Source organism: Saccharopolyspora sp. NPDC000359, from assembly GCF_040300525.1.
GTDB lineage: Bacteria > Actinomycetota > Actinomycetes > Mycobacteriales > Pseudonocardiaceae > Saccharopolyspora.
In genome coordinates, this window is the sequence record NZ_JBEPDU010000090.1 from 1 (window position 1) to 13,827 (window position 13,827).

Annotated in this window: 10 protein-coding genes; 2 read left to right on the plus strand and 8 right to left on the minus strand. The window is 70.9% G+C overall.

Annotation, left to right across the window (positions count from 1 at the left end; all coding sequences use genetic code 11):
- A partial coding sequence (locus ABT324_RS32645; RefSeq protein ID WP_351185523.1) for an arabinosyltransferase domain-containing protein occupies window positions 1-2,625 on the minus strand: 2,625 nt, incomplete at its 3' end.
- 183 nt (window positions 2,626-2,808) lie between these two features.
- Between ABT324_RS32645 and ABT324_RS32650 the strand changes: the two genes are divergently transcribed.
- Window positions 2,809-4,293, plus strand: coding sequence for a hypothetical protein (locus tag ABT324_RS32650; protein ID WP_351185526.1), 1,485 nt, complete (start codon window positions 2,809-2,811; stop codon window positions 4,291-4,293).
- Between the two features lie 3 nt (window positions 4,294-4,296).
- Here the strand turns inward: ABT324_RS32650 and ABT324_RS32655 are convergent, their stop codons facing one another.
- The 5 genes from ABT324_RS32655 to dprE1 (ABT324_RS32675) form a co-directional block, all read right to left on the minus strand.
- Entirely contained in the window at window positions 4,297-4,929 is a 633-nt protein-coding gene (locus ABT324_RS32655; RefSeq protein ID WP_351185529.1) for a DUF4232 domain-containing protein, read from the minus strand.
- Window positions 4,930-5,143: 214 nt separating this feature from the next.
- Window positions 5,144-6,409 (minus strand): hypothetical protein, encoded by a 1,266-nt coding sequence (locus ABT324_RS32660; protein WP_351185532.1) that lies wholly within the window; start codon window positions 6,407-6,409, stop codon window positions 5,144-5,146.
- Window positions 6,410-6,847: 438 nt separating this feature from the next.
- The gene (gene dprE2, locus ABT324_RS32665; protein ID WP_351185535.1) at window positions 6,848-7,603 is read right to left on the minus strand and encodes a decaprenylphospho-beta-D-erythro-pentofuranosid-2-ulose 2-reductase; all 756 of its coding nucleotides are present in this window, start codon (window positions 7,601-7,603) and stop codon (window positions 6,848-6,850) included.
- Window positions 7,600-8,934 (minus strand): decaprenylphosphoryl-beta-D-ribose oxidase, encoded by a 1,335-nt coding sequence (gene dprE1 / locus ABT324_RS32670; protein WP_351185550.1) that lies wholly within the window; start codon window positions 8,932-8,934, stop codon window positions 7,600-7,602. The genes dprE2 and dprE1 (ABT324_RS32670) overlap by 4 nt, the downstream gene beginning before the upstream one ends.
- 26 nt (window positions 8,935-8,960) lie before the next feature.
- A complete protein-coding gene (gene dprE1 / locus ABT324_RS32675; RefSeq protein WP_351185538.1) occupies window positions 8,961-10,325 on the minus strand; it encodes a decaprenylphosphoryl-beta-D-ribose oxidase in 1,365 nt (454 codons plus the stop codon).
- 197 nt (window positions 10,326-10,522) lie between these two features.
- Between dprE1 (ABT324_RS32675) and ABT324_RS32680 the strand changes: the two genes are divergently transcribed.
- Entirely contained in the window at window positions 10,523-10,957 is a 435-nt protein-coding gene (locus ABT324_RS32680) for a GtrA family protein (protein ID WP_351185541.1), read from the plus strand.
- Between the two features lie 177 nt (window positions 10,958-11,134).
- On the opposite strand, the gene ABT324_RS32685 is transcribed toward ABT324_RS32680, so the two are convergent.
- The gene (locus ABT324_RS32685; RefSeq protein ID WP_351185544.1) at window positions 11,135-11,401 is read right to left on the minus strand and encodes a hypothetical protein; all 267 of its coding nucleotides are present in this window, start codon (window positions 11,399-11,401) and stop codon (window positions 11,135-11,137) included.
- A gap of 191 nt (window positions 11,402-11,592) precedes the next feature.
- Window positions 11,593-13,827: arabinosyltransferase domain-containing protein (locus ABT324_RS32690; protein WP_351185547.1), on the minus strand; the 2,235-nt coding region annotated here is incomplete at its 5' end.

Here is a 13,827-nt window from a genome sequence, read left to right on the forward strand (position 1 = left end):
GCGCGGGTCCTCGAACGGCAGCTCCGTCGGCGGCGGGTCGTGCAGTTCGCGGACGCCCAGCGAGCGGCCTGCGGCGGCGAACTCCAGCGCCAGCGTGTTGCCCTGCTCGGGCCGCCCGGCGATCCACAACGACAGCACCTGGTCGTTGCTCAGCTGCGACAACCCGAACCACGGGCTGACCAGCGAGCCGGTGTTCTGCGGTCCACCGGTCTGGCTGGTCCAGGAGTGCTCGCTCGCAGCCGTCGCCTGCACCTCGTCGCGCGGGCCGTCCTCGGGCACCGGTTCCGGCGGCACCACCTGCAGAGGTTCACCCGAACCGGCGGTGCGCAGGTCGGCTTCCTGCGGTGGGGCGCCGCCTTCGGTGAACCCGTCCAGCTCCGCCGCGCCGACCAGCGGCCACAGCTGCTCGGCGACGGGCAGCGCCTGGACCTCGTCCTCCAGCCCGCAGTTGGCCCCCTGCAGGGCCAGCCAGTTCATCCGCGGCACCGAGAACCGGTCGCCCATCACCTGCGGCGCGGCGGTGAACGAGCCGAGCAGCACCAGCACCGAGGCCAGCGCCGCCCCGCTGAGCACCGACGCGGGCATGACCGTCCACGGCAGGCGGTTCCGGGGCCGGGACCGCAGCGCGGCGCGGGCGCCCTGCACCCCGAGCGCCCCCAGCCCGACGGCGACCGCGCTGACCAGCCAGAACGCCGGGCTGTCCAGCGGAACACCGGGCCGCACCGGGGAATCCGACCAGGGCACGGCGAAGTCGGACTGCATCGGCCAGGTGTTCGGCCCCATGAACGCCAGCGCCGCCGCCACCGCCGCCGCGATCGCGCCGAACACGCCCAGCAGCCGCGCTTCCCGCTTCGCGTGCTGGAGCCTGCCCACCCGCACCAGCACCACCACGACCACTGCGAGCAGCGCCGAGCCGACCCCGGACAGCGCGCCGAAGTGGTGGGTCCACTTCGACGGCGTCAGCCACAACGCGGCCAGCACCGCAGCCGCGGAGCCGAGCAGCACCGGCAGGTCGCCCACCGAGGTCCAGCGGTGCACCTGCCGCACCGCGCAGGCCCCGGCGATCAGCGCGGCCGCGACCACCAGGAACACCACCAGCCGCTTCGCCGAAGTGCCCCAGATCCCGGTGCCCAGCAGTGCCGCGTACCGGTCGATCTCCTGGTACCAGCCGAGGCTCGGCCCGAACTCGTCGTGGACCTGGGTGGCGGCCATGACGCCGCGCCAGGACGAGTCGGCGAACATCGCCACCAGACCGGTCCCGGCCAGGCACGCGGCCAGCGCGCCGCGGGTCGGCACCAGCACCCAGCGGGGCAGCGCGCCGCGTTGGGCCAGCACCCGCCAGATGCGCGGGGCGAACACCAGCACGATGAGCAGCGCGCTGATCCCGGTCGGCGTGACGGCCACGGTCAGCCCGGTGAGCAGCGCCGCGATGCCCAGCCACAGCTGCGGGGCACGCGTGCGGTTCAGCTTCAAAAGCGCGGCGACCAGCGCGGACGTGCCCAGCGCGACGAACGGTTCGGGCCGGATGCCCAGCCCGAACGGCAGCCAGCAGGCCAGGAAGAGCACCGCGGTGACCAGGTGCAGCGGGAACCGCCGGGTGCCCCGGCACACCGGCGCCACGATGCCGCGGCTGACCACGAGCCAGGTCAGCAGCCCGGCCACCGCGCTGGGCACCCGGAGCCAGACCGGTGAGAGGTCGTCCGCCGACCACCACCGCATCAGGTGCTGGACCAGCGTGAACGGGGTTTCCGACGCGTTGAACCAGCGGTAGTAGTTGCCGATGTCCCCGGCGTCGTCGTAGTTGCGGACGGTCATCATCGCGAAGCCGTCGTCGTCGGTGAGCGGGCCGATGACCAGCCACGTCGCCAGCACGGCCGCGACACCGACGTCCACCGGCAGCGGCGTGAGCGCCACCCGCACGGCGCTGAACGCCGGTGGTGCGTGCACGAGGAGCAGGACCAGCGAGGCGACCGCGAGCACCAGCGCGGCGCTGATCAGGGTGGTCTTGAGCTCGGTGGGCGAGGTGTCGAACCAGGAGAAGGTGCGGGCCGTCACCGAGGTCCCGGTCAGCTGCCCGGGGTCGAGGTCGGTGGCGAAGGTGAAGATCTCCGGCGCGGCGGTGCCGGGCAGCTCGACCGGTGTCCGGCCGTCGACGGTGACCAGCGTGCGCTGCGCGTCAGCGCTGATGTCCAGCGCGCAGGCCCCGGGAGGGAGCTGGACCTGCTGCTGGCCGAGCACCAGCTCCGGCTTGCCGTCCCTGGTCGCGAGCACCAGCCCTTCGCGGTCACTGCCCGGCGGCAGCGTGGTGAGGACCGTGGTCCGCCCCGGCCGGTCGAGGGCGCTGCGCATCACCGGGCACGGCACCGACGCCTCGAACGACGCGGGCCGATAGGGCGCGAAGAGAGCAGTGGTGGTCTCGGGGCTCGGACCCGGCCAGTGCACCTCGGTGCGGTCCACCCACACCGGCGCGAACGGCAGCGCGATCGCGCAGACCAGGCCGATCACGCCGACGCAGAGGGCGAGCAGGTGCGCCAGCCACCGACCGACCCGCGACCGGCGCGGTGGTCCTGCCGGTTCGGGTTCGGCGGGTAGTTCGAGTTGCACGGAGCTGCTCAGGTGCTCCAACGGTCCTCCCCGGCGTCGCAGGTGCCCGCGGGTAATCCTGTCGAACGCGCTGCGCGATCACTTGTTGCCGCGCGCCGAATTCGTCCAGCCGATTGACGATCGCCACACCCCGCAGGTTGCCCGATCGGGGCAACGGGCCCGTCCGCACCGGCGTGCAGATGTCGAGGAGACGGGAGAGCGAACGTGCGCATTGCAGAGGAAGTCGCGCCAGCCATCCGCGGGACGGCCCGCTTGGACGGCGCGCCACCACGGGTCCGGAGCGGGTGGCCGGTGTGGACGGTGGTGGTTGGCGCGGTCGCGGCGGTGGCGTTCTGGGTCGTGCACGAGGCGTTGATCGACGACTCCTACATCACCTTGAGCTACGCCCGCAACTTGGCGTTCCACGGGCACTGGGGCCTGATCAGCGGGGAGGTGTCGAACTCCGCGACCGCGCCGCTGAACGTGCTGGTGCTCGCCGCGTTCACCGCAGTGCTGCGGCAACCCGTCGTCGCCCTGGGCGTGGTGTTCGTGCTGGCCAACATCGCGCTGGCGCTGCTGCTGCGCGCTGCCGCCCGCGAATCCGGCCTGCCCGGCTGGACGGGTCCGCTGGGGGCGCTGCTGGTCGTCGGCAACCCGCTGGTGCTCTCCACGGTCGGCCTGGAGATGACGTTGGCCTCGGCGCTGCTCGGGTTGCTGCTGCTGGCGGCGGTGCGGTGCCAGCCGGTGCTGTTCGGGGTCGCGGCTGGGCTGCTCGCGCTGACCCGGTTGGACCTGGCGGTCTTCGTGCTGGTGGTGCTGATCGGTCGGCCCGGCTTGTGGCGCGGCTGGTGGCGCTGGCTGCTGACCGCCGCGGCGGTCGCGCTGCCCTGGTTCACCTTCAGCTGGTTCTACTTCGGTTCCGCGGTGCCGGACACGCTGGTGATCAAGCAGTTGCAGCGGTCGTGGGGCGACTGGGACTTCAGCAACGGGCTTTGGCTCTACCACGGTGCTTACTCGACGGCGGTGGTCGTCGCGTTGATCCCGCCACTGCTCGGCTTGGTGTGCTTACCGGTGCTGTGCGCGATGCGTGCGTTCCGGCGCGCGGTGCGGCTTTGGCCGTGGGTGCTGCTCGGCCTCGGAGGTGTCGCGCACTACTACGTCTACACGTTGATGGGCGTGCCGCCGTACCACTGGTACTACGCGCCGAGCCTGATCGGGCTCACGCTGCTGCTGGCCGGTGCCCTCGGTGCTGCGCGCCGAGAGTTGTCGCTGCTCCTCGGCTGCGGCCTGCTGGTCGCGCAGGCGTGGTTCGCCGCCGCGCACGGGATGCCGTGGCGCGAGGCGGCGATCGCGACGAACTGGGCGAGCGCGGCGGACTACGCCCGCATCGGCACCGAGGTCGGCCGCCAGGTGGGTGCGGGGACGGTCAGCAGCCCGGGGGAGATCGGCACCCTCGCCTACTTCTGCGAATGCGCGGTGGTGGACGGCTTCTCCGACCGCGGCTACCTGCCCGACCAGCTGCGGCAGCGCCTGGACGCGGCCAGCCCGCCGGTCCGCGCCCTGCTGGAGCTCAACTACCGCAACTTCACCCCGGAACCCCCGCGCCCGATCACCCACGTCCTGCGCCGGGAGCCGGGGCCGGGCGAGTGGTCCATGGGCTCGACCTGGGCGGGCGACTCGCACCTCGTGCTGGAGCGCCGGGAGGGCTGACCGTCAGGCCTCCCGCCAGCCGTGGACGGTGACCTCGTGGCCGCACAGGTCGAAGACCCAGGGCTTGTCGTTGGCCAGCGGGTCCAACGACTTCGGTGCCTCGCCCGGCCGCAGCGCCATGTCCATCGCCCACACCCGGGCCACGCACTGGTCGCCCATGTCCTGCCAGTCGAGCTCCGCAGCGGCGGAGTCGCCAGGCGCGAGCGTGATCGGGGTGGTGCCGGGCCTGCCCGGCAGGTAGCTGACGTCCTCGATGGGCGTGCCGTCGCGGCCGGTGAACTCGATGGCCGGCCGGGCGTTGTCCAACTGGCAGGGTTCGCCGCTGTTGTTGGTGATCGTGACGTGCCCGGCGACCCGGCCGGTGGTGGCGAGCACGAACTCCGACTCGACCTGCTGCACCGAGCAGGGGCCGAGCTCGCGGGCGCTGTCCCCGGTGGTGTCCTCAGTGGACAGATTGGCCCCCGAAGCGGCCTCAGTGCGGTCCGAAGCCGTCCCGGCGGTGGCGCTGTTCGCGGTGGTCTCGGCGGTGACCCGCGTCGACTGCGGCGAATCCGCGTGGAGGCTCCCGCAAGCGGTGAGCGAGGCGGCGCCCACCGCCGCGGCGACCAGTGTTTTCCCGATGATGTGTGCGCGCATGTCCCGGATGCCCCCTGACGTCGTGCCGTTGGCCCTTGCTGTCCGGAAGACGTGTGGCGCTGGTCGCAGTTCCACCGCAGGCCTGGTGTCCTGCGTCACAGACGAGTCGTGAGCGGCGATGGTTGTTCTGACGACCATCGCCACTCACGACTCCCAGCAACTACCTCGTGAGCGGCGATGGTCGCTCTTACCACCATCGCCGCTCACGAGTCGGTCACTCGGCAGGTCGGTCGACGACCTCGCCGGTCTCGCTGCGCCACTCGATGACGCCGTGCTCGAAGTCGCTCGCCCGGCCCTGCGGGACGTCGTGCTCACCGCTCACCGGGAAGCCCAGGTACGAGCGCTCCCAGCCGAGCTGCGCCCAGCGGGCGCGGATCCCGCCGTACACCTCGTGCGCCCCGGTCTGCGGCGTCCAGTAGATCGACGCGCCACCGGTGCCGGTGAAGTGGTTGTACCGGCCGCGCCCGTCCGGGGTGCCGAGCTCGTCGGTGGTCGGGTAGCCGAGCACCCCGCCCGGCCCGCTCAGCTCGACGTAGCGCTGCGCGATCACACCCTGCACGGAGTGCGCGCCGGTGTCCGGGCTCCACACGATCCCGGCCGGGAACTGGCCGTCGCCGTTGAACTGGTTGTAGCGGCCGACGCCGTCCGGCGCGGTCAGCTCGTCGGTCACCGGGTAGCCCAGCGGACCGGCCTCCCAGCCGCTGGCCGCCCACTTCTCCCGGATCGCGCCCTGCACCGCGTTCGCCCCGCTCGGCTGGGTCCAGTAGATCGAGGCGTCCTGGTGCTGCGAGCCCGGCATCACGAAGTGGTTGTAGGCGCCGAAGGCGTCCGGGGTGAGCCGGGTGTCGGTCGCCGGGAAGCCGAAGTGGGCGTCCTCGCCCAGCGCGCGGAAGTGCTCCAGGACCGGGCCGACGACGCGGTGCGCGCCGGTGCGGGTGGAGAAGTAGATCGCGGAGTGGATCACCCCGTCGCGGGTGCGGAAGTCGCTGTAGCGCCCGCCGCCGCTGCTGGCCAGCTCGTCGGTGATCGGCACGCCGACCTCGTCGTGCCCGCCCAGCTCCAGGAACCGCTGGTAGATCAGGCCGCGGACCACGGTGACGTCGGTGTCCGGGGTCCAGTAGAAGCGGGCGTGGGTGAAGTCCTGCCAGCGCAGGCCCTCGTCGGCCACGACCTCGTCCCCGACCGGCTCGCCGACCTGCGCCCGCTCCTCGTCGGTCATCGACTCGTAGCGCTGCTGGATCGCCCCGTCACCAGGGTCCGGCTGCTCGGTGCTGGTCGGCACCGGCTGCGTGGCGGTGGGTTCCGGCCGGGTCGTGGTCGGCACCGGCTGGGTCGTGGTCGGTTCCGGCTCGGCGGTCACCGACCCGGTCGGCGCGGGCGCGGTGGTGGACGGCTCGTCCTGCGCCGCGGCGGGTGCGGTCAAGGCCAGGGAGAGCACGGCTGCCGCGGCGGTGGACGCCGCGATACTTCTTGCGATCACGCGTAAACCCCTTTCGCTCGGTCACCTGTTGATCGCGCGACGGCGCGCGCAGGTTGCCCGCGAATTCGAGGTTTTCCGCGCCTTTTCGGCAGTTCAGCAGGACTGGACCAGTGGCCTGGCGGGTGAGCGCACGACGTTCCGTGGGCCCTCCGGACAACAGGGCAGGTGGAGGGCCCACGGACACGGGCACCCGGTGAACCCCACTTCGCCAGGTATCCGTCTTCCCCCAGCGCGAAGCGCGTCGGGAAGCAATTCGAGCGGCGCGGGGAAAAGCGCCGTCACAGAGGTGATCGCACCTGGGCAGCAGAATGTTGCCAGGAAGACCAAAACGTTATCAACGGACATTCCGCGCAGCTGCTGCGACGGTCCGCCCGCAGGACGAGCCAGCGCCCGCCCGGCGGGGGACTCCGCGGCCAGGCGGGCGCTGCAGCGCGTTCGTCAGAACGGCAGGCGGCGGAAGATGACGCGCGGGACGTGCCGCAGGACCGTCATCACCCAGCGCATCTGCGCGGGCGCCCACACCTGCTCCTTGCCCTTGCGGACGGCGTCGACGATCACGTCGGCGACCTGCTCCGGCTGCTGGGCCATCGGGGCGGGCTTGATGCCCTCGGTCAGCTTGGTGTGCACGTAGTTCGGGCGCACCACGGTGACCTTCACGCCGGAGCCGTCCAGCGCGTAGGTCAGGCCGGTGAAGAAGGTGTCCAGCCCGGCCTTCGAGGAGCCGTAGACGAAGTTCGAGCGGCGGGCCCGCTCGGCGGCCGGCGAGGACATCACGACCAGGTGGCCGTGGCCCTGCTTGCGCAGCTTCTCGGCCAGCCGCACGCCCAGCGTCATCGGCGCCACGTAGTTGACCTCGGCGAGCTCGCGGGCGGCCGCGACGTCGGTCCAGCCCTGCTCGTTGTCGCCCTGGACGCCGAACGCGACCAGTGTGATGTCGATGTCGCCCTCGGCGAAGGCCTTGTCGATGACCTCGGCGTGCGAGTCGATCTGGCGCGCGTCGAAGGGCACCGTCACCACGGTGCTGCCGGTCTTGCGCAGCCGCTCGGCGGCGGCGTCCAGGCGCTCGGACTCGCGGGCGGCGAGCACGATCCGCAGCGGTCGCTGGGCGGCGTACTTCTCGGCCGTCGCCAGCGCGATGTCGGACGTGCCACCGAGCAGCAGCAGGGACTGCGGGTTTCCAACGGCGTCGATCACAGCTCAAGCCTCCGGCTCATGTCTGAGGCGAAAATGCCTTCGGGGTCTACGGTCTGGCGGATCTTTCGGAACTCGTCCACCCGCGGGTACATCTTGTGGAAGGTCCCGGCCGTGGTCCGCGAGTCCTTCGCGGTGTACAGGCGCCCGCCGAGCGCGAGGACGTCCTCGTCGAGCTCGGTGCAGAACCGGCCGAGGCCCTTGACGATCGGGAAGTCCAGGCACACCAGCCAACCCGGGTGCGGGTAGGACAGCGGAGCCCGGTTGCCCTCGCCCATCTTCTTGATGACGTTGAGGAACGAGACGTGGCCGGAGTGCGCGACCTTGCGGGTGATCCGCTTGAGGTCCTCCTCCTTGCCGTAGGGCAGGGAGAACTGGTACTGCAGGAAGCCCTGCGAGCCGTAGGCCCGGTTCCACTCGCCAAACAGGTCGAGCGGGTGGTAGAAGGCGGTGAGGTTCTGGATCAGGTCCCGCCCGCGCTTCGGGGTCTTGCGGTAGTACAGCTCGCCGATCGCGGTGAACGACAGCTTGTTGGCCAGCCCCGGGGGGAAAATGTCGGGCAGTGTCATCAGCTGCGGCGCGTCGAACTTCAGCGGGTTCGCGCGCAGCTTCGGCGGCAGCTGGTCGACGGTGGCCAGCGAGCCGCGGCCGAACGCGGCGCGGCCCAGCTTCGAGCCGGTGGAGATCGTGTCGAACCAGGCGGAGGAGTAGGTGTACTTCTCGTCGGACCCGTCGCTGAACAGCTCGATCGTCTCGTCGAGGTTGGCCGTCCGGTCCACGTCGGCGATGAAGTACGCGGTCTCGGTCCGGGTCATCCTGATCTTCGCCCGGACGATGATGCCGGTCAGCCCGATACCCGCGACGGTCGCCCAGAACAGCTCCGCCTCGGGGCCCTCCGGCGTCAGCGTGCGGATCTCGCCGTCCGCGGTGATCAGGTCCATCGACACCACGTGGTTGCCGAAGCTCCCGGCGCTGTGGTGGTTCTTGCCGTGGATGTCGTTGGCGATCGCGCCACCGATGGTCACCTGGCGGGTGCCCGGCAGGACCGGGACCCACAGGCCGTGCGGCAGCGCGGCCTTCATCAGCTGGTCCAGGCTGACCCCGGCGTCCACGTCGACGATCGCGGTGTCCGGGTTGATCTCGTGGATCCGGTTCAACCGCGTCATGTCGACGACCACGCCACCGGCGTTCTGCGCGACGTCGCCGTAGCTGCGGCCCAGGCCGCGGGCGATGACACCGCGCTCGTCGGCGGTGCGGACCGCCTCCGCGATCGCGTCGACGTCCGTGGTGCTGAGCACGCGCGCCCGCGAGGGGGCGGTGCGGGCCCAGCCCATCAGGGTCTTGGTCTCCAGTGCTTCGGTCACAGGTCAAGCCTCCGGGACAGGTCGGAGCGGAAGACGCCCTCCGGGTCGACGGCGGCGCGGATCCTGCGCCACTCGTCGATGCGCGGATACATCCGCTCGATCATCTCCGCCGTGGTGCGGGACTCCTTGGCCAGGTACAGGCGACCGCCTGCCTCCAGGACCATCTCGTCCAGCTCGCTGCACAGCCGGTCCAGGCCCGGCGTGACGGGGATGTCGACGGTGAGCGTCCAGCCCTTGCGGGGGAAGGACATCGGCGCCTGGTTGCCCTCGCCGAACGTCTTGAGCACGTTCAGGAACGACACGTGTCCCGACGCGCTGATCTTGTCGATGGAGCGGCGGAACATCGCCTCCTGGCCGAACGGCACCATGAACTGGTACTGCAGGAAGCCGTTCGGGCCGTACACCCGGTTCCACTCGCCGACCAGGTCGAGCGGGTGGAAGAACTGGGTGATGTTCTGCACCAGGCCGAACCTGGTCGGCGCCTTGCGGTACCAGACCTCGTTGAACGCGGTGATGGTGAACTTGTTGACCAGGCCGTTGGGGAAGATCGGCGGCGCGGTCATCAGCTGCGGGGCGTTGAACTTCAACGGGTCCTTGCGCAGCTTCTTCGGCAGGTCCTCGAGCCTGGCCGAGTTGCCGCGGGTCAGCAGCGCGCGGCCGAGCTTGTCACCGCGGGCCAGCGAGTCGAACCAGGCGACGGAGTAGACGTAGTTGTCGTCCGAGCCGTCGGTGAAGTGCTCGATCAGCTCGTCCAGGTTCTTCGTCTGCACGTTGTCGACCAGGAAGTAGGCGGTCTCGACGCGCTTGAGCTGGATCGTCGCCTTGAGGATGATGCCGGTCAGGCCCATCCCGCCGACCGTGGCCCAGAACAGCTCGGCGCCCTCGCCGTCCGGGGTCAGCGTGTGGACCTCGCCGTCGGCGGTGAGCAAATCCAGGGACAGCACGTGGCTGCCGAACGAGCCCTGCGAGTGGTGGTTCTTGCCGTGGATGTCCGAGCCGATCGCGCCGCCGACGGTGACCTGGCGGGTGCCCGGCAGGACCGGGATCCACAGCCCGTGCGGCAGCAGTCGGCGCATCAGGGTGTCCAACGACACCCCGGCGTCCACGACCACCGTCGCGTTGTCCACGTCGATCAGGTGCACCCGGTCGAGGGCGGTCATGTCGATGACGGTGCCGCCGGCGTTCTGCGAGGGGTCGCCGTAGCTGCGGCCGAGACCGCGGGCGATGACGCCCCGCGCGCCCGCCTCGCGGACCGCCTTGGCAATCGCCTCGACGTCCGGCGTGCTGACGACGCGCGCCCTGGTGGGCGCGGTGCGCCCCCAGCCGGTCAGCGTCTGAAGCTCGTCCTTTACCGATCCCACCCAGCCGAGTCTATCCGCGCGGGACCGGCCGACAGCCGCGGGTGCGCGCGGTCTCCGGCGGTGTGCGGCGCGTCATCGCTACACTCGCCCGGGACGTGTGTGGAGCTCGATCTTCCGCGTCTTCGGCGCCCGAGCCGGGTGCTCCGCGAGCGGGCACCGAACGACCTGCCGTCGATTCCCGAGGTGAACCAGTGGCCGTGGCGGAAGCCCGAACGGACCAGGCGGAACCGAAGCGCCTGGGCGTCCTGAACCAGCTCATCCGGTTCGTCGTGATCGGCGGCGGCTGCGCCATCATCGACTTCGGCACGTACTCGGTGCTGCTGGGCCTGCTCGGCTGGCCGGTGTGGTTGTCGAAGTCGATCTCGTTCATCCTCGGCACCACGGCCTCGTACCTGATCAACCGGAAGTTCACCTTCCAGGGGGCGAACACCGGCAACACCAGGGCCAAGGCGGGCGCGTTCGCGCTGCTCTACACGATCACGTTCTTCGTGAACATGGGGTCGAACCAGCTGCTTGTGGTGCTGTTCAACGCGCAGGAGCCGTGGCAGTTCACCCTGTTCTGGGTGATCGCCCAGGGCCTCGGCACCTTGATCAACTTCGTGATGCTCAAGATCCTGATCTTCCGCGACTGACCGCTCGTCGGAGCACTGCTGCTCGGCAGGGCTGCTCCGCCTTGCGGTGTGAGCTCCGTTTCCGCTGGTGAGACCTCGTGAGTGCGAGTGGTCGTAGGAGCGACCAAAAACACTCACGAGTCCTGACCTGCGGAAACGGAGCTCCCGCCGCTCCAGCCCCGTCCGGTCGGGATGACGTCAGTTGCGGAAGCCGGTGCCCCGGGCCGGGGCACCGTAGGCGTTGGCGTCGGAGCGCGTCGTCTCGACGTGCGCCGTGGCCACGTGCGCGAAGTTCACCGCGAAGCTGCCGCCGTCGGCGGTGGTGAGCGCCTTCGTCTCACCGTTGGCCATCAGGTCGGCGAGCACGTCGCGCAGCGCGTCCGCCTCGGCCTGGTCGAGCGCGATGTGCAGCGGCTGGCTGACCCCGGCGATGTGCAGCACCAGGCCGGGTCGGGTCTCGGGCATGGCAATCCCCAATCGCAGCGGCCCCCGACGGTCGAGGACCCGACGACCAGCGCACCACGGCCACCCCGGCCGGGGCACCCCGTTTCACCCTCAGCAGAGGGCCGCGACCCCGCCTACCAGCACTTTTCGCCCACGGCGTAGCCAGCGGGGCGCGATCCCCGGTGGGAACCGCGCCCCGCGAGCGGAACCGGTCACTGCTCGGGTTCGGGCTCCTCCGGTGCCTCGAAGCCCTTCACGTCGTTGCGGTCGTCGCTGCTCGGGACGTCGCCGGGCAGGTGGACCGTCTTCGACAGCGGGCCCGGCGTCCAGGTGCCCCAGTGCGTCTCGCGGTGCACGTCCATCGCCGCCTGCGCGGGCAGCGCGTCCGGCTCGTACGGGTCGACCGCGTACAGCGAGCCCCAGTCCCGGTGGATGTTGTTCTTCAGGTACGTCGGCAGCTCGCGCATGCTGGTCGCCACGTTCAGCCAGCCGAACGGGCCGCCCGCGTCCGGCGACGACCAGCCCTGCCCGATGTCGCGCACCTCGGCACCGGCCGACACCCGGAACTTCGGGATCTCCGCCACGCCGTTGTGCACGCCCGGCAGCTGCAGGCACGGGTGCACCAGCGCCGCGGTCCACTCCACGAACGTCGGCTGGTCGCCGACGAAGTCGGTCATGTTCACCAGCTGCGGCGCGCGCGGCGCGCTGACCGCGATCCACCCGTTCGGGCCCACCGAGTTGTCCGTGGCCACCACGCGCATCTTGGTGGCGCCCTCGGACAGCCCGCCGATGGTGTAGCGGAAGTCCCGCCACCCCGGGCCGCCCGGCTGCACCACGTACTTGCGGGCGGTGATGAGGAAGCCCTCCGGGGTGTCGTGGCCGAACTCCAGCGAGATCGAGTTGGCCCCGAACTCGTTGCCGGCCAGCGAGATCACCACCGGCACCTCACCGGTCTGGGCCCGCTCCGGCAGGTCGTACCACTGGGTGCGCAGCTCGCCGGTGCCGGTCCCGGCCTGGTCGTAGCTGCCCCACACCGGCGCCCGGTCGTTGCCGAACTGGTGCGGCGGCTTGAAGTCCGGCTCCTGCGGGTCGTTGCCGACGTCGTCGGTGGCGGGCAGGCCCGGCCGGTTGAAGCCGACCATCTTGGCCCGCATGTACTCGTCGATGTCCTCCTTGCCCTCCAGCCGCGTCGGCGGGATCGGGATGCGCACGTCCTGCGACGGCGCGCCCTTGGCGGGCTGCTCGGGGGAGACCCGCAGCATGCCGGACTGCGGGTTGGTCTCGACGTAGACGTAGTCCGACAACCCGCAGCTCGATCCGACGATCTGCTTCACGTTGTCGGCACCCATGCTGTAGCTGCCCCACTGCTTCTGGATGACCTTGCCGAAGTTGGCCAGCTCGAACAGCACCAGCAGCGCGCACACGATGGACAGCGGCGCGGTGCCCAGCCGCAGCGCGCGGCTGTGCTTCTCCTCGCGCCCGAAGCGCTCGTCGACCACCTTGGGGTTGTTCTCGTCGATGCGCAGGTGCTCGATGAACGCCACGATCAGCGCGATCGCCGCGAACACCAGGAAGATCGTGCTCAGCTCGTAGCCGGCCAGCTGCGGCGGCATGTTGAACCAGGGCACGCCCCAGCCCGAGACGTACCACCAGGCGTTGGGCCCGGTGGCCGCGAACGCCAGGATCACCATCAGCATCGCGACGAACACCGCGCGGTTGCGCTTGGACCGCAGCACCGTGCTGCTGGTGGCCAACGCCGTCAGCGCGGCCAGCGCCCCACCGAAGGCGGCGAAGATGCCGAAGTGGTGGGACCACTTGGTGGGGGTCAGCACCAGCACGCCGAAGGCCATCGCGGTGATCGCCAGCAGCCGTCGGCTCGGGCCCAGCGCCGCGCCCCGGATCCGGCTGCGGCGCAGCAGCACCACGGCGCAGGTCACCAGGCACAGGATGACCAGCAGCACCGGGAAGCGCCGGGTCATGGAGCCGTCCGGCGTCGGGCTGAACAGCAGGTTGTAGCGGCTGAGCTCCTCGTACCAGCTCTGGCTCGGGCCGAGGTCGGTGCGCAGCTCGGTGGCGTCCATGACCGACTTGAAGGTCTGGTCGGAGAACACCAGCGTCAGGATCACGAACCCGGACGCGGCGATCGGCGCCAGCACCGGCAGCCACCCGAACTCCTGCGCCCGCTTGCGCACCAACCGGAACAGCGGTTTCAGCGCGGCGATGAACGGCAGCACGGACACCAGGCCGTGCGGGTTGGCGCCCACCGACAGCGCGGCCACGACCAGGCCGAGCGCGGCGGGCATCAGCCGCCCGGTGGCCACCGCGCGCTCGACCGCGCACAGCGCGAGCAGCGAGAACAGCACCACGACCGGCTCGGGCCGCAGGCCGTTGTTGTAGGGCAGCCAGAAGGCCAGGAAGACCGCGGCGGCGGCCCACCCGGCGGCGTT